The organism is Rathayibacter sp. AY1D1, assembly GCF_002932635.1.
GTDB lineage: Bacteria > Actinomycetota > Actinomycetes > Actinomycetales > Microbacteriaceae > Rathayibacter.
This window is the reverse complement of record NZ_PSVY01000003.1, coordinates 142,086-159,049: the sequence shown is the minus strand read 5'-3', so window position 1 is coordinate 159,049 and position 16,964 is coordinate 142,086. Positions and strand designations below refer to the sequence as shown.

Here is a 16,964-nt window from a genome sequence, read left to right as displayed (position 1 = left end):
GCGGAGGAGGGGTTCCCGCGCGCTGCCGTCGCCGTGCATCCGCCGGATCGCCTCCGGGGAGGCGTCGGGCGTCGGTGCATCCGGTGGCCGTCGGGAGCTCCGAGCAACGGGTCTGGGACCCGGTCGCAGCATCCCCGGCATGCGGGTGCGGCGCCAGTCTACTCCTCGGGACGGTCCGGGCGGCGCTCAGACGCGCGGACGGTCGCGCTCGTCGTCATTCCGGGGTCGGGACGCGGATCACGAGACCCGCCGCCACGAAGACGCCGACCGCGGCGAGGCTCAGCGAGAACCAGATCGCGTCCGGGAACGCGAACGGCAGCACCGGGTTCCACAGCACGAGCACCGGGACGAGCCCGATCAGCCAGAGGAGTGCGCGCGCCTGGATCGCGAACCAGCCGATGACCGCCGCGAGGATCGCGACCGGGTAGCGGATGAAGTCGTAGGCGTCGGAGCCGACGAGGGCGAGCCCGGCCAGCAGCACGATCGTGCCGAGGATCCCGGGCGCGAGCGCCATGCGGGCGCGGTCGCGCGAGGGGTAGCGGGCGGCGGTCGCGCGGGACGGCTTGCGGGTGCTCACCCCTCGATCGTAGGCGCGCATACCCCGCCCGGGTACCGCCTGCGGCGCGTAGGCTGGAGGAGTGATCGAGGACCTCAAGAAGCGCTCGCTGCACCGTGCCCGGATCCTGGGCGGCCAGATGCGCGGCCTCGAGCGGATGATCGAGAACGAGGACTACTGCGTCGACATCGTCACGCAGTCCCTCGCGATCCAGAAGTCGCTCGGCTCGCTCAACAAGCTCATCGTCGAGAACCACCTCCGCACGCACATCACCGCGATGTTCGAGGAGGGCGGAGACGCCCGCGAGGCGGCGATCGCCGAGCTCGTGAAGATCTTCGAGCTCTCCAACAACCGCTCGTGACCGCCGGCCTCGTCGCCGCGGCGCGGGTGCGCCCGCTGCTGCTCGACGGGGGCCTGGGCACGGAGCTGGAGGCGCAGGGCGCCGCGGTGGACTCCTCGCTCTGGAGCGCCCGGGTCCTGCTGGAGGAGCCCGGCCGGGTCGTCGCCGCGCACCGCGCCTTCGCCGAGGCGGGCGCCCGGGTCGCGGTGACCGCGAGCTACCAGGTGTCCGCGAGCGGATTCGCGGCCGCGGGCCTGGCCCCGGGCCTCGCGGAGCGCGCCCTCCGGGAGAGCGTCGACCTGGCCCGGCGCGCGCAGAGCGGCTGGGTCGCCGCCTCCGTCGGCCCTTTCGGTGCGAGCCTCGGCGACGGCTCCGAGTACCGCGGCGACGACGGCCTCACCGTCGGCGAGCTCGCCGCCTGGCACCGCCCGCGCCTGGAGACCCTGGCCGCGGCCGGGCCCGACCTGCTCGCCGTCGAGACCATCCCGTCGGTGCGGGAGGTGCGGGCCGTCGTGAAGGCCCTCGCGGGCTCCTCGGTCCCCGCCTGGATCTGCGTGAGCGGTCGTTCGGGCCGCACCGCGTCCGGCGAGCCCCTGGCCGAGGCGCTCGCCGTCGCCGCCGCCTCCGAGAAGGTCGTCGGCGTGGGAGTGAACTGCTGCCCGCCCGGCGACGTCGCCGAGGCGGTCCGCATCGCCCGCTCCGTCACCGGCAAGCTGGTCGTCGTGTACCCGAACAGCGGCGAGGAGTGGGACGCCGTCGAGCGTCGCTGGGCAGGCGACGCGGCCTTCGACCCTGCGCTGGTCGCCTCCTGGCGCGCGGCGGGAGCGGATCTGATCGGCGGCTGCTGCCGCGTGGGACCTGCGGCGATCGCTGCCCTCGGACGAAGCCTGGAGGAGGAGTCGTGACCACCCTGAGAGCCGTGCGCGGCGACCTCACCCGCGAGCACGTCGACGCGATCGTGAACGCGGCGAACTCGTCGCTCCTCGGCGGCGGCGGCGTCGACGGCGCGATCCACCGCGCGGGCGGACCGGAGATCCTCGCCGAGTGCCGCCGGCTCCGCGGGACCGAGCTGCCGGACGGTCTCCCCGCCGGCTCCGCGGTCGCCACGACCGCCGGCCGCCTCCCCGCCCGCTGGGTCGTGCACACCGTCGGTCCCGTCCACTCGCGGTCGGAGGACCGCAGCGCCGTCCTCGCCTCGGCCTACCGCGAGTCGGTGCGCACCGCCGTCGGTCTCGGTGCGCGGACGCTCGCCTTCCCGGCCGTCTCGGCGGGCGTCTACGGCTGGCCGATGGACGACGCGGCGCGCATCGCGGTGGAGACGGTCCGCGAGGCGACCGCGGACGGCGCACTCGACGAGGTCCGGTTCGTCCTCTTCTCCGCGGACGCCCTCGCGGCCTTCGAGGCCGCCCTGGCCGCGGAATGACGGAAGGGGAGCCGACCCTGCGGTCGACTCCCCCTCCACGGTGCTGCGCTAGGCCGTCTTCGGCCGCGCGAACTCGTCGTAGGGCAGCGTGATCGGGCGGGTCCGCGGAGGCATCCGCACGACCGCCTCGAGCGCCGGGCCCAGTGCCTCGCGCCAGGCGCGGTAGCCGTCCTCGTTGAGGTGCAGGCCGTCCGGCGAGTACTGCTCGAGCAGCCCGCCGTCCTCGCCCGCGAGCACCGGCCACAGGTCGAGGTAGCCCGCGTGCGCCGTGGGCGCGAACTGCCACAGGTGGCGGTTGATCTCGCGGATCTGCGGCGCGAACTCGTGTCCGCGCGGCAGGACCGAGGTCACCAGGATGCGCACGTCCGGGAGGTCGCGCCGGAACGTCGCGACGATCGTCTCGATGTTGCGCACGACGTGCTCCGTCGTGCGGTGCCAGGCGAGGTCGTTGGTGCCGATCAGCAGCACCACCGTGTCCGGCTCCTGCGCGACCAGCTCGGCGAGCCGCGCGACGACGTCCGCCGTGGTGGCCCCTCCGACTCCCTCGTCGACGACCGTCGACTCCGTCAGCCACTCGCCCCAGGCTCCCGACTGGATGATGCTGTCCCCAATGAAGAGGACCTTCCCCAGCTGGAGTCCGCGCCCCGCGTCCGTACTCGACCGTTCGCTCATCGTGCTCCTCTCGTCGGCGTCCCGGGCGGCCTCGCCGCCGCCGGACCCCTCCATTGTCACCGCTGCACCCGGCGCCCGCCAGGGGAGCGCTCGTCGCCGGAGTCCGGCAGGTCGGCCGCGGTGGCCGTGATGCGGTTGGCCATGCCGTTGAAGATGATGCCGTGGAAGGGCAGGATCGCGAACCAGTAGAGCCTGCCCGCGAGGCCCTGCGGGAAGAACACCGCGCGCTGCGTGTAGACCGAGCCGCCGTCTCCGGAGGGCTCGGCGCGCATCTCGAGCCAGGCCCCGCCGGGCACCTTCATCTCGGCGCGCAGGCGCAGGAGCTTCGGCCGCTCGATCTCCTCGACGCGCCAGAAGTCGAGGGCGTCGCCGGCGTGCAGGCGCGCGGAGTCGCGGCGCCCGCGCTGCAGGCCTACTCCCCCGACGAGGCGGTCCATCCAGCCGCGGATCACCCACGCGAGCGGGAAGGAGTACCAGCCGTTGGTGCCGCCGATGCCCTCGATGACGCGCCAGAGCTTGGCCGGGTCGGCCTGGGTGCGGCGCTCCTTGAGGTCCACGTAGACCGTGTGGCCGGCCCACTCCGGGTCGCTCGGCAGCGGATCGCTGGGAGCGCCGACGACCTCCGCGTTCTGCCAGCTCGTCTCGATCTCGCCCGCCTGCATCTTTCCCAGCGCGAGCCGGACGGCGCGGCGGTAGGAGGTCAGCCCGCCCTCGGGGTCGGGGATGAGCGCGCGGATGTCCTGCTCGTGCACGACGCAGTCGTACTGCAGCGAGGCGATGATGGGCACCGCGAGCGAGCGCGGGATCGGCGTGACCAGGTTGACCCACTGCGAGGCCAGCCACGGGGTGAACACCGGCAGGGACGCGATCGGCCGCTGCGGGAGCCCGGCCTCGACCGCGTAGCCGTTCATCATCTGGCCGTAGCGGAGCACGTCGGGCCCGCCGATGTCGAAGGTGCGGTTGAGCGCGGCGTCCTCGAGCGACGCGGAGCCGATCAGGTAGTGCAGCACGTCGCGCACGGCGATCGGCTGGATGAAGTTGCGCACCCACTGCGGCGCGGGCATGTACGGCAGCACGTCGGTGAGGTGGCGCACCATCTCGAACGAGGTCGACCCGGAGCCGATGATCACGCCCGCCTGCAGGGCGATCGTCGGCACTCCCGACTCCATCAGGATCCGGCCCACCTCCGCGCGCGAGCGGAGGTGCTTCGAGAGCTCCTGGCCCTCGGGGTGCAGGCCGCCGAGGTAGACGATGCGGCCGACGCCGGCCGACCTCGCGGCCGTGGCGACGTTCTGCGCGGCGCGGCTCTCGACCTCCTCGAAGTGGGCGTGGTCGTTGCCCGAGCCCATCGAGTGGACGAGGTAGTAGAGGACGTCGACGCCCCCGACCGCGGCCTCCAGCGACTCCGGATCGCCGAGATCGCCCTGGGCGACCTCGACCTCCTCCGCCCACGGCACGTCGACCAGCTTGCGCGGGTCGCGCACCAGGACACGCACCCGGAAGCCCGCCTCGAGGAGGCGCGGCGTCAGCCGGCCGCCGATGTAGCCGGTCGCGCCGGTGACGAGCGCGAGGGGGCGCGCCGAGTCGGAGGGGGTTTCGCTCATGCGGCCACGGTACGCCGATGGCCCCGGGACCTCTCCCGCTGGTGCGGGCCCGCGGCCCCTGCTAGGCGGCGCCCGGCATCCCGCTCAGTCGATGCCGAGGACCTCGCGGACCTGCACCACGTCGTGGTTCATCTGGCGGATGAGGGGCTCGACGCCCTCGTAGGCGACCTGGCCGCGGATCCGGCCGACGAACGCCACGTCGACCACGCGGTCGTAGAGGTCGAGGGTGTCGAGCGTCTGATCGAGCACGTACGCCTCGACCTGCTTGGGCGGCACTCCGACGAAGGTCGGGTTGCTGCCGACCGAGATCGCGGCGGGATGCGTGACGCCGTCGGTGGTGAGCCGGCCCGCGTAGACGCCGTCGGCCGGGATCAGGCCCTGCGACTGCGGCGAGAGGTTCGCGGTCGGGAAGCCCAGCTCGCGGCCGCGCTTCGCTCCGTGCACGACCACGCCGCGGACGACGGGCTCGTGCCCGAGCAGGCGCGTCGCGTGCTCCACGTCGCCCTCGGCCAGCAGCTCGCGGATCCAGGTGGAGGAGACGCGGCGCCCGTCCTCGGGCCGCACGTCGTCGATCAGCTCCACCTCGAATCCGTGCTGCCCGCCGAGCACGCGCAGCAGGTCGACGTCGCCCGCTCCCCGGGCGCCGAAGCGGAAGTCGGAGCCGACGAGGACCACGCGGGCCTCGAGTGCCTCCACCAGCACCTGCTCGACGAACTGCTCGGGCGAGAGCGCCCGGAACGCCTCGTCGAAGGTGAGCAGCAGGGTCGCGTCCACGCCGGTCCCGGCGAGGAGCTCGAGCTTCTGCTCGTTGCCGACCAGGACGGGCGGGCACTTCTCCGGCGCGATCACGCTGAGCGGATTGCGGTCGAAGGTGACGACGACGGCGGCGAGCCCCTGCTCGCGGGCCCGCTCGTGCAGCCGGCCGATGACGGCCCGGTGCCCGGAGTGGACGCCGTCGAACTTGCCGATCGTGACGGCGGAGGGTCCGATCCCGGCCAGGTCGCCGGGGCGGGTCTCGACGCGCATCAGGCGGCCGCCCGGGGCGTGCGCCGCCCCTGCACGCGGAGCCACCAGAGGCCGAGCACGGGCAGGACGAGCGGGATGAGCAGGTAGCCGGCGCCGAAGGCCGCCCACACCGTCGACTGGCGCCCGAACGGGTCGGCGCTCGCGAGCCCGAGGAGCTGCGGAGCGAGGAGGCTGAGCGCGCCGACCACGAGCACGCCCACCAGCTCGAAGGTGATCGTCACCCACGCGACGCGCTGCCAGGCGCGGCCCGGGACGATCAGGGCGACCGTCGCGACGATGTACACGACGGCCGAGAGCGCCGAGAGCGAGAACGCCAGCGGCGCCTCGTCGAACCGGTCGATGATCTGGAAGACGGAGCGCCCCGTCGCGGCGAGCGCGAGGATCCCGTAGACCACGACCAGGAGGCTGCCGATCCCGCGCGAGCGGGCGGAACGGGTCGGCTCGCCGCTCCCGGGGGCCGAGGGGACTGAGGGGTCGTGAGCGGCCCGTCCGGACGCATCGCTGGCTGGTTTCGACATCGCACGTCCATGCTAGGCGCTCGCCGGGCCGGGCCCGGTGGCGGGCCCGATCAGGCGCTCTGGAAGAACCAGATCTGGTGCATCCGGTAGACCATGACCGCGATCGAGAGGCAGGCGACGCCCAGGATCACGGTGCTCCAGCGGCTCCGCTCGATGAGCGCCCAGAACCCGGCCGCGAGCGGCAGGAGCAGCGCCGAGATCAGGTAGATGTAGTACTCCGGCAGGCTCCCCGACGGGCGGTTGCCGACCAGCGGCGACACGATCGCGACCGCCAGCTGGACGATCAGCAGCAGCTCGACGATCGCCGTCGCGCCGACCGAGACGTCCGAGGGACGGCGGGCGAGCAGCCCGAGCACGAGGCAGAGCAGGCCGGCCGCGACGGCGATCCCCACCTGGAGGATCGTGAACCACTCGATCACGAGGCGGCCGTCCGCAGGTCCTCGGTCGGGAAGTTGACGACGCTCTTGAGCTGGGTGCCGCGCCGCTCGGCGAGGCCGATCAGCCGCTCCCCCGGGCCGACCGCGGCGAGGAGGCCCTTCGCGCCCGCCACCGCCTCCGGGGCCGGGATGCGCTTGCCGTTCGCGAGATCGCCCGCCTCCTGGGCGTCGAGGCGCAGCAGGGGGAACAGCTCGCCCGCCACCAGCGTCGGCGGCAGGAGCGCGGCGGGGACGTCGAGCTCGTCGATCTCGCCGGCCTGCGCCACGGAGAAGGGGCCGACCGCGGTGCGCCGCAGCGCGGTCAGGTGGCCGCCGACTCCGAGGGACGCGCCCAGGTCGCGGGCGAGCGCGCGGATGTAGGTGCCGGAGGAGCAGGTGACGCGCACGTCCAGGTCGAGGAACCCCTCGACCGGGCGGCTCGCCAGGACGGCGAACTCCGAGACGGTCACGGGGCGGGAGGCGAGCACGACCTCCTCGCCGTCGCGGGCGCGGGCGTAGGCGCGGCGGCCGTCCACCTTGATCGCGCTGACCGTGCTCGGGACCTGCTCGATCGCTCCGGTGAGGGCCGCGATCGCGTCGGACACCGACTCCGGGGCGAGGGCCGCGACGAGGGCGGGCTCCGCCGAGGCGAGCACCTCGCCCTCCTGGTCGTCGGTGGTGGTGGAGGAGCCCAGCCGGATCGTCGCCTCGTACTGCTTGTCGAGGCCGACGAGGTAGGTGAGCAGGCGCGTCGAGGGGCCGAGACCGAGGATCATCAGCCCGGTCGCCATCGGATCGAGCGTCCCCGCGTGGCCGACCTTGCGGGTCCCCGCGCGGCGGCGGGTCCGCGAGACGAGGTCGTGGCTGGTGATGCCGCCGGGCTTGTCCAGCAGGAGGATCCCGTTCGGAGCCGGGGCGGGGGTCTCGAGCACGGGTGCGAGGATACACGGACGGATCGGGAGTACCCCCGGGGTGGAGCCGGAGCCCTCGCCCGCCCGTCCTAGGCTGTCCGGATGAGGATCGCAGTACTCGGAGCAGGCGCCGTCGGCGGCACCATCGCCGCCCTTCTCGACCGCGCCGGGCACGACGTCGAGGTCACCGCCCGAGGCGACCACCTCACCGCGATCCGCCGGTCGGGGATCCGGCTCGACGGGGCGTGGGGCGAGCACACCGCCTGGGTCCGCTGCGGCGAGTCCCTCGACCTCGTGCCCGATCTCGCCTTCGTCTGCACGAAAGCGCAGGACGCCGAGGACGCGCTGCGCACCAACCGCCGCACGGTCGACGGCACTCTCGTCGTCGTCGTCCAGAACGGACTGGACGGACTCACCGCGGCGGCCCGGCAGGTGCGCGACGCCCGGCTCGTGGGTGCTCTCGCCCTCTTCGCCGCGAGCCACCTCGAACCCGGCCGGGTCACCGTCACGGCTCCTGCCACGACCACGCTCGGCGTCCCCGGCCGCCCGGCCGACGACGACGTCCGACGGGCCGCCGCCGTGCTCGGCGAGGCGGTCCCCACCGCCGTCACCGACGACTTCACCGGAGCGCAGTGGACGAAGCTGCTGATCAACGAGGTCAACGCCCTGCCCGCGATCACCGGGCTCTCGGTCCAGGAGACGATCGACGATCCGGGGCTGCGGCGCGTCCTCGCCCGGTCGATGCGCGAGGCCGCCCGGACGGGCCTCGCGTCGGGCGTCCGCTTCGGCTCGCTGCAGGGACTCTCGAACACGTCCGTCCGCGCCCTGGCCGCCGCTCCCCTGCCCCTGGTCGAGCTGCTCCCCCGCCGGATGGCCGCGCGGATGGGCGAGGTGCCGAACCCCGGGTCGACGCTGCAGAGCGTCCGCCGCGGAGTGCCGAGCGAGATCGACCACCTGGCCGGGGCCGTGGTCCGCACCGCTCACCGCGGCGGGCGCGAGGCACCGGTCAACCAGCTGCTGGTCGACCTGGTGCACGAGGTCGAGCGGGCGGGCGCCTTCGTGCCGCCGGCGGAGGTCGTGCGCCGCGCCGCCCTGGTCTGAGCCCGCGGCCCTGTCGGACGGACGCCGCCCGCGGCGGCGGCCTCCGTCCCGAGGCTCAGCAGGAGTCGGCGAAGAGGCGCCGGGGCTGCTCCGGATCGCGGATGTCGACGAGGATCCCCGCCAGCCGGCGCGGATCCGTCGTGGCGCGGTACGCCGCGTCCACCGGCGGCTCCTGCGTGTCGAGGCGGATGCTGGTGCTCCACGCGCCGCGCAGCTCCGGCCGGAGGGCGAACTCGCCGTCGACGAGCAGCACCGCGTCGCGGCCGGCGGTCCGCCAGCGCGCCTGCCGCGCCTCGTCGCGCACCGCGTCGAAGCCCGCGAGCACGAACCCGGTGCTGCCGCCGAGGGTGAACGGATCGAGCAGCACGCGGCGCAGGAGCTCGTAGTCGTACCCGGCCGCGTAGGAGCGCTGCTCGTCGGGCACGGCGGGGTCGTCCCGATCGGCGCGGGGACGTCGGAAGTCGGCGAGGTGCGCGACGATCGCGTCCTTGCCGGCCCGGCGGAGCGCCGCCGCGAGGTCGAGCGCGAACGCCGCGCTCACCGCGGGGTCGTCGCCGTCGATCCCGACCTTGACCCGTCCGCGCCCGTAGTTGTGCAGCACCTCCGCCGCGAGAGCGTCGAGCACATCGGCCTTCTGCGGAGCCCACCTGGTCATCCGCCCACGATACGCGCCGCCGCCTAGTGTGGGCTGATGCCCTCCGACCCTCTCGCCGACGCGATCACCGCCTGGTTCCGCACGAGCGCCCGCGACCTGCCGTGGCGCCGCGAGGGCTTCCCCGCCTGGGGCACGCTCGTCAGCGAGTTCATGCTGCAGCAGACCCCGGTGGTCCGCGTCGTCCCGCGTCTGGCGGAGTGGCTGGAGCGCTGGCCGACACCCTCCGCTCTCGCCGCCGTCCCTCCCGGCGAGGCGGTGCGCGCCTGGCAGTCCCTGGGCTATCCGCGGCGGGCCCTGCGCCTGCACGCCTGTGCCGTGGCGATCGCCGAGGAGCACGGCGACGTGGTCCCCGACGACGTCGAGACCCTCCTCGCGCTGCCCGGCATCGGCGACTACACCGCCCGCGCCATCGCCGTGTTCGCCTACGGGAGGCGGCACCCCGTGGTCGACACCAACGTCCGCCGGGTCCTCGCGCGCGCGGTCGACGGAGCGGCGGAGCCCGGCCCGCCCCGCGCGAGGGCCGACCTCGCCGCGATGTCGGCGCTGCTGCCCGAGTCGCTCTCCGAGGCGGCGGCCTTCAACGCGGGCGCGATGGAGCTGGGGGCGATCGTCTGCACCGCCCGCGCTCCGCGCTGCGACGAGTGCCCGATCCGCGACCTCTGCCGCTGGCGGGCGGAGGGGTACCCCGAGCACACCGGGCCCGTGAAGGCGAAGCAGAAGCGGTTCGAGGGCTCGGACCGCCAGGTCCGCGGCCTCATCCTCGCCGAGCTGCGCGCCGCGCACGGCCCGGTCACCGCGGCCGAGGTGGAGTCTCTCTGGCCGGACGCCGACCAGCGCGGTCGCGCCCTGGCCGGGCTCCTCGCCGACGGCCTGGCGACGGGCGGCCCGGAGGACGGCTACCTCCTCCCCGGCTCCTGAGGGCCCGTCGACCGCCGTCCGCGTCGGAGGAGGCGGGTAGGGTCGGCGCCGTGACCGGTCGCCGCCTCCGCCTCCCCCGCCCCGACGCCGCCGTCGAGCGCGCCCTCGACGTCGACCTCGCCCTGGACGTCCAGCGCGCCCTCGCCGCGGTCCGCGTCGAGAACGACCTGCCCGGCCCGTTCCCGCCGGCCGCGCTGGCCGAGGCCGAGCACGCGGACGCCGGAGCGGACGACGAGGACCGCGTCGACCGGACGGACCTCCCCTTCGTGACGATCGACCCGCCCGGCTCGCTCGACCTGGACCAGGCCCTCCACCTGGAGCGCACGTCGGAGGGCGTCGTCCTCCGCTACGCCATCGCGGACGTGCCCGCGGTCGTCCGCACCGGCGGAGCGCTCGACGCCGAGACGCGCCGCCGCGGCCAGACCTACTACCTCCCGGACGGCCGCGTCCCGCTGCACCCCGCGGTCCTCTCCGAGGGGACCGCGTCGCTCCTGCCGGACGAGACGCGCCGAGCGCTGGTCTGGACGCTGACCCTCGACGAGCGGGCGGAGCCGCGCTCGGTGCACCTCGAGCGGGCGCTCGTCCGCAGCGTGGCCCGGCTCGACTACGAGGGCGTGCAGCGCAGCGTCGACGCGGGCGACCCGCACCCCTCCCTCGCCCTGCTCCCCTGGTTCGGACGCGAGCGCCTGGCGCGCGAGGCCGAGCGTGGAGGAGCGAGCCTGACGCTGCCCGAGGAGGAGATCGTCGCCGTCGACGGCGGCTACCGGGTCGAGCGCCGCGCTCCCCTGGCCGTCGAGGGCTGGAACGCCCAGGTCTCGCTGCTGACCGGTATGGCGGCGGCGACGATGATGCTCGACGCGGGGGTGGGCATCCTCCGGACCATGCCCGAGGCCGACCCCGCCACCGTCGCGGCCTTCCGCTCCCGAGCCGCGGCGCTCGGCGTCCCGTGGCCCGAGGAGGAGGCCTACGGCGCCTACCTGCGCCGCCTCGACACCGACGACCCCGCCCAGCTCGCCATCATGTACGCCGCGGCGACCCTGTTCCGCGGCGCCGGCTACACCGCCTTCGACGGCGCCCCGCCGGAGCATCCCGCGCAGGCGGCTCTCGCCGCGCCGTACGCGCACGTCACCGCGCCCCTGCGGCGCCTGGTCGACCGGTTCGGCCTCGCCGTCTGCCTCGCGGTGTCCCGGGGCGGAACGATCCCGTCGCAGCTGCGCGAGGCGCTGCCCCTGCTCCCGCCGCTCCTCGCCGCGAGCGACCGCCGGGCCGGAGCCGCCTCCCGTGCGGCGACCGCGATCGTCGAGGCCGCCGTCCTCCGCGGCCGCGAAGGAGCCTCCTTCAGCGGGATCGTCGTCTCCTCGGCGCGCACCCGCTCCTCGGTCCAGCTGCTCGACCCGGAGATCACCGTCGACCTCCCGGCCCCGCTCGAGCCGGGAGCCCGTGTCGTCGTCGTCCTGGAATCGGTCGACGTCGCCACGGGCTCCGCGGTGTTCGGGCTCGGCGCCTAGTCCTCGTCGTCCTCGCGGGGCTTCACATAGGGGTCGGCCTCGCCGGCGTAGTCCGCCTGAGCGGCGAGCGACTGCACCTGCGAGTCCTGGCTGCGCGCGGCGGCGAGCAGGTCCTCGATGTGCTTCGCGTTCTCGGGCACCGCGTCGAGGATGAACTCGAGCGACGGCGTGAGCCGGGACGTGATGTTCCTGCCCACCTCGGTGCGGAGCATGCCGGTGGCGGCCTTGAGAGCCGCGGCCGAATCGGCGCGCTCCTCATCGGTGCCGTAGACCGTGTAGAACACCGAGGCGTGCTGCAGGTCGCCGGTCACCTGGACATCGGTGATGGTGACGAAGCCGAGGCGCGGGTCGCGGAGACCGCGCTCGAGCCGCTTCGCGACGATCACCTGGATACGTTCGGCGAGCTTCCTCGCCCGGGCCGGATCTGCCATGGCTGGTCCTCACATCTCTCTCGGCGAACCGTTCAGCTCGCCATTCAACCACTCTCCGCCCGGATGACCGGTCGCGTTTGAGGGGGCCTTGCTTCTGGGGCGTGATGCCCCTCGACCGCGCGTCATCGACGGCGCGGGTGGGGTGCCTTCTCGCGGCTCCCTGATCCTCGGGGACCGGGTGGGGAGGGAAGGCTCAGGTGCTGGATCGGGAGCCGGACATCGCCCGCAGGCTCGCTGCTCACGAGCTGCTCGCTCAGCGGGCGCACCCACCGAGACGGGAGCGCCTGATCTTCGACGGCCTTCCACGCCCGGAGGTGCGGAAGCGCCCTCTGGAGGGTCCGCACCTTCGGGACACGGGCGGCCCCCGATTCCTCCCGCAGGGCGCGAGAGGACAAGAGTCCCCTCCCGATCCCGCACGAACAGCGCCGTGAGACGCCGGAAGGCCCGGGCGGACCCGGGCCTTCCAGTGGAGCGGATCAGCCTCGCGGCTTCTCCTTCATCTCGATCGTCTCGATCTCGTCGCCGATCTGGATGTCGTTGTACTTTCCGAGACCGATACCGGCCTCGTAGTCCGTACGGACCTCCGTGACGTCGTCCTTGAAGCGACGCAGCGACTCGATTGCCAGGTTGTCCCCGACCACGACGCCGTCACGGATGACGCGCGCCTTCGAGTTGCGGGTGATCGTGCCGGAGCGGACGATGACACCCGCGATGTTGCCGAACTTGGAGGAGCGGAACACCTCGCGGATCTCGGCGACACCGGACTGGACCTCCTCGAACTCGGGCTTGAGCATGCCCGTGAGCGAGTTCTCGACCTCTTCGATCGCGTTGTAGATGACCGAGTAGAAGCGGATGTCCACTCCTTCTCGAGCAGCGCGCTCGCGGGCCTTCGGGTCGGGGCGGACGTTGAAGCCCACGATGATCGCGTTGTCGATCGTCGCGAGGTTGACGTCCGACTCCGTGATCGCACCGACACCGCGGTGGATGATGCGCAGCTGCACCGAGTCGTCGACCTCGATCTTGACGAGCGACTCCTCCAGCGCCTCGACGGCACCGGACACGTCGCCCTTGATGATGAGGTTGAGCGACTCGACCTTGCCCTCCTCGAGAGCACGGGTGAAGTCCTCGAGCGAGATGCGCTTGCGGGCCTTGGCCAGCAGGGCGTTGCGCTGAGCGGCTTCGCGCTTCTCGGCGATCTGACGGGCCGTGCGGTCCTCCTCGGTGACGAGGAAGGTGTCGCCGGCGCGGGGCACGGACGAGAGTCCCTGCACCTGCACCGGACGCGACGGCACGGCTTCGAGGACGGCGTTGCCGTTCTCGTCCGCCATCGCACGGACGCGGCCGTAGGCCGTTCCGGCGACGATCGCGTCTCCGACGCGCAGCGTTCCCGACTGGATGAGCACGGTCGCGACCGCACCGCGTCCCTTGTCGAGCTTCGCCTCGATCGCGACTCCGCGCGCCTCCTTGTTGGGGTTGGCGCGCAGGTCGAGACCGGCGTCCGCGGTGAGCAGCACGGCGTCCAGGAGGTCCTGGATGCCGGTGCCCGCGCGAGCCGACACGTCGACGAACATGACGTCTCCGCCGTACTCCTCGGCGACGAGCCCGAACTCGGTGAGCTGCTGGCGCACCTTGGCCGGGTTGGCGTCGGGCTTGTCCACCTTGTTCACCGCGACCACGATCGGCACGTTGGCCGCCTGGGCGTGGTTCAGCGCCTCGATGGTCTGCGGCATGATGCCGTCGTCCGCCGCGACCACGAGGATCGCGATGTCCGTGACCTGGGCACCGCGGGCTCGCATGGCGGTGAACGCCTCGTGACCCGGGGTGTCGATGAAGGTGATCGGGCGCTCGATGCCCTCGTGCTCCGCGACGACCTGGTACGCACCGATGTGCTGCGTGATGCCGCCCGCCTCGCCGGCGACGACGTTGGCGTTGCGGATCGCGTCGAGCAGGCGCGTCTTTCCGTGGTCGACGTGACCCATGACGGTGACGACCGGCGGACGGATCTCGAGGTCCTCGTCCGTCTCGTCGTCGAGCTCCTGCTCGAGGTCGAGACCGAAGCCCTCGAGGAGCTCCTTGTCCTCGTCCTCGGGCGAGACGACCTGGATCTTGAAGCCGAGCTCGGAGCCGAGCACCTCGAAGGTGGCCTCGTCGAGCGACTCGGTCGCCGTCGCCATCTCGCCGAGGGCGAAGAGGACGGTGACCAGGTTGCCGGGGGGCACCGGCACGCCGGTCATGGCCTCGATCTTGTCGGCGAAGTCCGAGATCGACGCGCCGCGGCGCAGACGGATGACCGTCCTGCCGTCGCCGCGGGGGACGCTGACGCCGCCGAGCGACGGGGCCTCCCTGAGCTCGAACTCCTGACGCTTCGTGCGCTTGGACTTCCGGGCCTTGCTCTTGCCGCCGCCGCGACCGAAGGCTCCTGCGGTTCCACCGCCGGGGCCGCGACCGCGACCGCCGCCGCCACCGGGACGCGGGGCGAAGCCGCCACCGGCACCGGGAGCGCCGCCGGGGCGCTGGAAGCCGCCGCCGGCCGGACGACCGGCACCGCCGGGACGTCCTGCTCCGCCGCCGGGTCCGCCGGGACGCTGGCCGAAGCCGGCGGGGCGCTGGCCCATGCCGGGTCCGCCGGGTCGGGGCGCGCCGGGGCGCGGAGCAGCCGGGCGGGGGATGTTGCCCGGGGTCGGACGCGATCCCATGCCCTGCGAGCTGGCGAAGGGGTTGTTGCCGGGGCGCGGGGCGGCGGGACGCTGTCCCATGCCCTGGTTGCTGGCGAACGGGTTGTTGCCCGGGCGCGGGGTGCCGCCGGGGCGGTTGGAGCCGCCCGAGGCGCCGCCGGGGCGCGGGGTGTTCGCGGCGGGAGCCGGACGCGGGGTCACGGGCTTGGGTCCGCCGGGGGTCGCGCCGGACGCCGGCTTCTCGGCGGCGGCCGGAGCCGCGGGGGCCTCGGTCGGAGCCGGAGCGGCGGCCTCGGCGGGCGCGTCCTTGGCTGCCTGAGCGCGCTGAGCGGCCGCGGCCTCCTGGGCGGCCTGAGCCTGGGCCTGGCGCTCGGCGACCGACATCGGCGGTGCCGGCGCCGGAGCGGGCGGCTTGGCCGGTCCGGGCGTGGGCGCCGACGGACGCACGCCGGAGGGACGCGGGGCCCCGGGACGGGCGCCGGCGGCGGGGGCGGTCGGGGTCGCCGACGCTCCCGCGGAGGAACCGCCCTGGCCCTGGAGGGCCTGGCGGAGCTTGCGCGCCACCGGGGGTTCGATGCTCGAGGACGGGCCCTTGACGAACTCGCCGAGCTCCTTCAACTTCGCAAGTGCGACCTTGCTATCGACACCCAGTTCGGATGCGATCTCGTGTACGCGTGGTTTTGCCACTTCTCTCCTGTCTTGGGCCTGCACCCAAGACGGGGGCAGGCGTCACGAACGGACGGGTCTCATTTCGAGCCGCTCATCAGTCTTCGCTCATGATCAGTTCACGGGCCGTTCTGCCTGTTCTCTATGGTGTGATCGTGCGCTGCTCCGGCCCCTCCGGTCGAGGGGCCGAGCCGGTCGGATCGTGCGATGTACTGCTCCAGCTCGCTCGCGTCCACGCTCTCGCGTGTCCGGAACGCTCTTCCGAACGCGCGGCGCTTGACCGCGAGCTCGTAGCAGTCGGCTGTGTCGTGGAGCCACGCTCCCCGACCAGGACGGACGGCACGCGGGTCTACCGCGAGGACGTTCGAGTGGAGGACCAGCCTCAGAAGAGAGGCCCGGGGGGCGCGCAGACGGCAGCCGACGCACGTTCTGACGGCTTCCACTCTACTCCCTCCCCTCCGGGACCGCTCCCCCGCACGGCCGATGCTCGGGGATCACTCCCCGTCCATCACCGAATCGGGCTGGATGTCGATCTTCGCGCCGGTCAGCTTGGCGGCGAGGCGGGCGTTCTGGCCCTCCTTGCCGATGGCGAGCGAGAGCTGGTAGTCGGGGACGAGCGCGCGGACGGCCTTGAGGCTCTGGTCGATCACGAACGCGCTGGTCACCTTGGCGGGCGAGAGCGCGCTGGCGACGAAGGTCGGCAGGTCGGAGGAGTAGTCGACGATGTCGATCTTCTCGTTGTTGAGCTCGGCGGTCACCGCGCGCACGCGCTGGCCGAGCTCGCCGATGCAGGCGCCCTTGGCGTTCACGCCGGGCTCGGTCGCGCGCACCGCGATCTTGGTGCGGTGGCCGGCCTCGCGGGCGAGGGAGACGATCTCCACCACGCCGGACGCGATCTCGGGGACCTCGAGGGCGAACAGCTTGCGCACCAGCGACGGGTGGGTGCGGGACACCTGGACCGACGGGCCCTTGGGTCCGCGGCCGACGCTCGTGACGTAGACGCGGATGCGGCGTCCGTGGCTGTAGTCCTCGCCGGGCACCTGCTCCTCGGGCGAGAGGATCGCCTCGATGGAGCCGAGGTCGACGTGGATCATCCGCGGATTGGGGCCCTGCTGGATGACGCCGGCGACGATGTCGCCCTCGCGGCCCTTGAACTCGCCGAGCACGTGCTCGTCGGCGATGTCGCGCAGGCGCTGGTTGATGACCTGCTTCGCGGCGAAGGCGGCGATGCGGCCGAAGTCGCGCGGGGAGTCCTCGGCCTCGCCCACGACGGCGCCCTCCTCGTCGAGCTCGGGCACGAAGACCGAGACGTGACCGGTCTTGCGGTCGAGGTGCACGCGCGCGTCGACGGCGGTGGCCTTGTCGGCGTCGTCGGCCTGGCCGATGTGCTTGAGGTAGGCGGTCAGGATCGCCTGCTCGATGATCTGCACGAGTTCCTCGAAGGGGATCTCGCGCTCGCGCTCCATGAGTCGCAGAACGCTCAGGTCGATGTCCACGGGCGGGCCTTTCTCTCTATTCACTTGGATGCCGCGGTGGTGACCGCG

Annotated in this window: 18 protein-coding genes; 6 read left to right on the top strand and 12 right to left on the bottom strand. The window is 73.5% G+C overall.

Annotation, left to right across the window (positions count from 1 at the left end):
- Positions 1-214: 214 nt before the first annotated feature.
- Complete coding sequence (locus tag C5C56_RS03710; protein ID WP_258065561.1) at positions 215-577, bottom strand: DUF6804 family protein; 363 nt, start codon at positions 575-577, stop codon at positions 215-217.
- Positions 578-638: 61 nt separating this feature from the next.
- Between C5C56_RS03710 and C5C56_RS03705 the strand changes: the two genes are divergently transcribed.
- Genes C5C56_RS03705 through C5C56_RS03695 form a run of 3 tightly spaced genes read left to right on the top strand, consistent with a single transcriptional unit; the run spans position 639 to position 2,319 of the window.
- A complete protein-coding gene (locus tag C5C56_RS03705) occupies positions 639-917 on the top strand; it encodes a metal-sensitive transcriptional regulator (RefSeq protein ID WP_104223062.1) in 279 nt (92 codons plus the stop codon).
- Positions 914-1,801, top strand: a complete 888-nt coding sequence (gene mmuM, locus C5C56_RS03700) for a homocysteine S-methyltransferase (protein ID WP_104319124.1) — start codon at positions 914-916, stop codon at positions 1,799-1,801. The genes C5C56_RS03705 and mmuM overlap by 4 nt, the downstream gene beginning before the upstream one ends.
- Positions 1,798-2,319 (top strand): O-acetyl-ADP-ribose deacetylase, encoded by a 522-nt coding sequence (locus tag C5C56_RS03695; RefSeq protein ID WP_104225600.1) that lies wholly within the window; start codon positions 1,798-1,800, stop codon positions 2,317-2,319. The genes mmuM and C5C56_RS03695 overlap by 4 nt, the downstream gene beginning before the upstream one ends.
- 48 nt (positions 2,320-2,367) lie before the next feature.
- On the opposite strand, the gene C5C56_RS03690 is transcribed toward C5C56_RS03695, so the two are convergent.
- The 6 genes from C5C56_RS03690 to truB form a co-directional block, all read right to left on the bottom strand.
- Positions 2,368-2,991: a GDSL-type esterase/lipase family protein gene (locus C5C56_RS03690; RefSeq protein ID WP_104268531.1), complete on the bottom strand. Its 624-nt coding sequence runs from the start codon at positions 2,989-2,991 to the stop codon at positions 2,368-2,370.
- 56 nt (positions 2,992-3,047) lie between these two features.
- Positions 3,048-4,595, bottom strand: coding sequence for an SDR family oxidoreductase (locus C5C56_RS03685; RefSeq protein WP_104319123.1), 1,548 nt, complete (start codon positions 4,593-4,595; stop codon positions 3,048-3,050).
- 84 nt (positions 4,596-4,679) lie between these two features.
- Positions 4,680-5,621, bottom strand: a complete 942-nt coding sequence (locus C5C56_RS03680) for a bifunctional riboflavin kinase/FAD synthetase (protein ID WP_104225670.1) — start codon at positions 5,619-5,621, stop codon at positions 4,680-4,682.
- Positions 5,621-6,139: a hypothetical protein gene (locus tag C5C56_RS03675; RefSeq protein ID WP_258064086.1), complete on the bottom strand. Its 519-nt coding sequence runs from the start codon at positions 6,137-6,139 to the stop codon at positions 5,621-5,623. The genes C5C56_RS03680 and C5C56_RS03675 overlap by 1 nt, the downstream gene beginning before the upstream one ends.
- Before the next feature lie 50 nt (positions 6,140-6,189).
- The gene (locus C5C56_RS03670; RefSeq protein ID WP_104223058.1) at positions 6,190-6,558 is read right to left on the bottom strand and encodes a hypothetical protein; all 369 of its coding nucleotides are present in this window, start codon (positions 6,556-6,558) and stop codon (positions 6,190-6,192) included.
- The gene (gene truB, locus C5C56_RS03665) at positions 6,555-7,487 is read right to left on the bottom strand and encodes a tRNA pseudouridine(55) synthase TruB (RefSeq protein ID WP_104223057.1); all 933 of its coding nucleotides are present in this window, start codon (positions 7,485-7,487) and stop codon (positions 6,555-6,557) included. The genes C5C56_RS03670 and truB overlap by 4 nt, the downstream gene beginning before the upstream one ends.
- Positions 7,488-7,568: 81 nt before the next feature.
- Between truB and C5C56_RS03660 the strand changes: the two genes are divergently transcribed.
- A complete protein-coding gene (locus C5C56_RS03660; RefSeq protein ID WP_104249600.1) occupies positions 7,569-8,567 on the top strand; it encodes a ketopantoate reductase family protein in 999 nt (332 codons plus the stop codon).
- Between the two features lie 55 nt (positions 8,568-8,622).
- On the opposite strand, the gene C5C56_RS03655 is transcribed toward C5C56_RS03660, so the two are convergent.
- The gene (locus C5C56_RS03655) at positions 8,623-9,222 is read right to left on the bottom strand and encodes a hypothetical protein (protein WP_146085184.1); all 600 of its coding nucleotides are present in this window, start codon (positions 9,220-9,222) and stop codon (positions 8,623-8,625) included.
- A gap of 36 nt (positions 9,223-9,258) precedes the next feature.
- Between C5C56_RS03655 and C5C56_RS03650 the strand changes: the two genes are divergently transcribed.
- Positions 9,259-10,140 (top strand): A/G-specific adenine glycosylase, encoded by an 882-nt coding sequence (locus C5C56_RS03650; protein ID WP_104225596.1) that lies wholly within the window; start codon positions 9,259-9,261, stop codon positions 10,138-10,140.
- Positions 10,141-10,190: 50 nt separating this feature from the next.
- A complete protein-coding gene (locus tag C5C56_RS03645; protein ID WP_258065559.1) occupies positions 10,191-11,648 on the top strand; it encodes a ribonuclease catalytic domain-containing protein in 1,458 nt (485 codons plus the stop codon).
- Here the strand turns inward: C5C56_RS03645 and rbfA are convergent.
- The 4 genes from rbfA to nusA form a co-directional block, all read right to left on the bottom strand.
- A complete protein-coding gene (rbfA, locus tag C5C56_RS03640; RefSeq protein ID WP_104223052.1) occupies positions 11,645-12,079 on the bottom strand; it encodes a 30S ribosome-binding factor RbfA in 435 nt (144 codons plus the stop codon). The two genes, C5C56_RS03645 and rbfA, sit on opposite strands and share 4 nt — an antisense overlap.
- Before the next feature lie 476 nt (positions 12,080-12,555).
- Positions 12,556-15,441, bottom strand: a complete 2,886-nt coding sequence (gene infB, locus C5C56_RS03635) for a translation initiation factor IF-2 (RefSeq protein ID WP_104319121.1) — start codon at positions 15,439-15,441, stop codon at positions 12,556-12,558.
- A gap of 98 nt (positions 15,442-15,539) precedes the next feature.
- Entirely contained in the window at positions 15,540-15,863 is a 324-nt protein-coding gene (locus C5C56_RS03630; protein WP_104225593.1) for a YlxR family protein, read from the bottom strand.
- A 51-nt stretch (positions 15,864-15,914) separates the two neighbouring features.
- On the bottom strand, positions 15,915-16,916 hold the full coding sequence (nusA, locus tag C5C56_RS03625; protein ID WP_104225180.1) for a transcription termination factor NusA: 1,002 nt from the start codon (positions 16,914-16,916) through the stop codon (positions 15,915-15,917).
- Between the last annotated feature and the right edge of the window lie 48 nt (positions 16,917-16,964).

Bases quoted from the DNA above. Each gene is read 5' to 3' on its own strand.
- C5C56_RS03690 (WP_104268531.1), bottom strand. From the start codon at position 2,991: ATGAGCGAACGGTCGAGTACGGACGCGGGGCGCGGACTCCAGCTGGGG.
- C5C56_RS03685 (WP_104319123.1), bottom strand. From the start codon at position 4,595: ATGAGCGAAACCCCCTCCGACTCGGCGCGCCCCCTCGCGCTCGTCACC.
- C5C56_RS03680 (WP_104225670.1), bottom strand. From the start codon at position 5,621: ATGCGCGTCGAGACCCGCCCCGGCGACCTGGCCGGGATCGGACCCTCC.
- C5C56_RS03675 (WP_258064086.1), bottom strand. From the start codon at position 6,139: ATGTCGAAACCAGCCAGCGATGCGTCCGGACGGGCCGCTCACGACCCC.
- C5C56_RS03660 (WP_104249600.1), top strand. From the start codon at position 7,569: ATGAGGATCGCAGTACTCGGAGCAGGCGCCGTCGGCGGCACCATCGCC.
- C5C56_RS03655 (WP_146085184.1), bottom strand. From the start codon at position 9,222: ATGACCAGGTGGGCTCCGCAGAAGGCCGATGTGCTCGACGCTCTCGCG.
- C5C56_RS03650 (WP_104225596.1), top strand. From the start codon at position 9,259: ATGCCCTCCGACCCTCTCGCCGACGCGATCACCGCCTGGTTCCGCACG.
- rbfA (WP_104223052.1), bottom strand. From the start codon at position 12,079: ATGGCAGATCCGGCCCGGGCGAGGAAGCTCGCCGAACGTATCCAGGTG.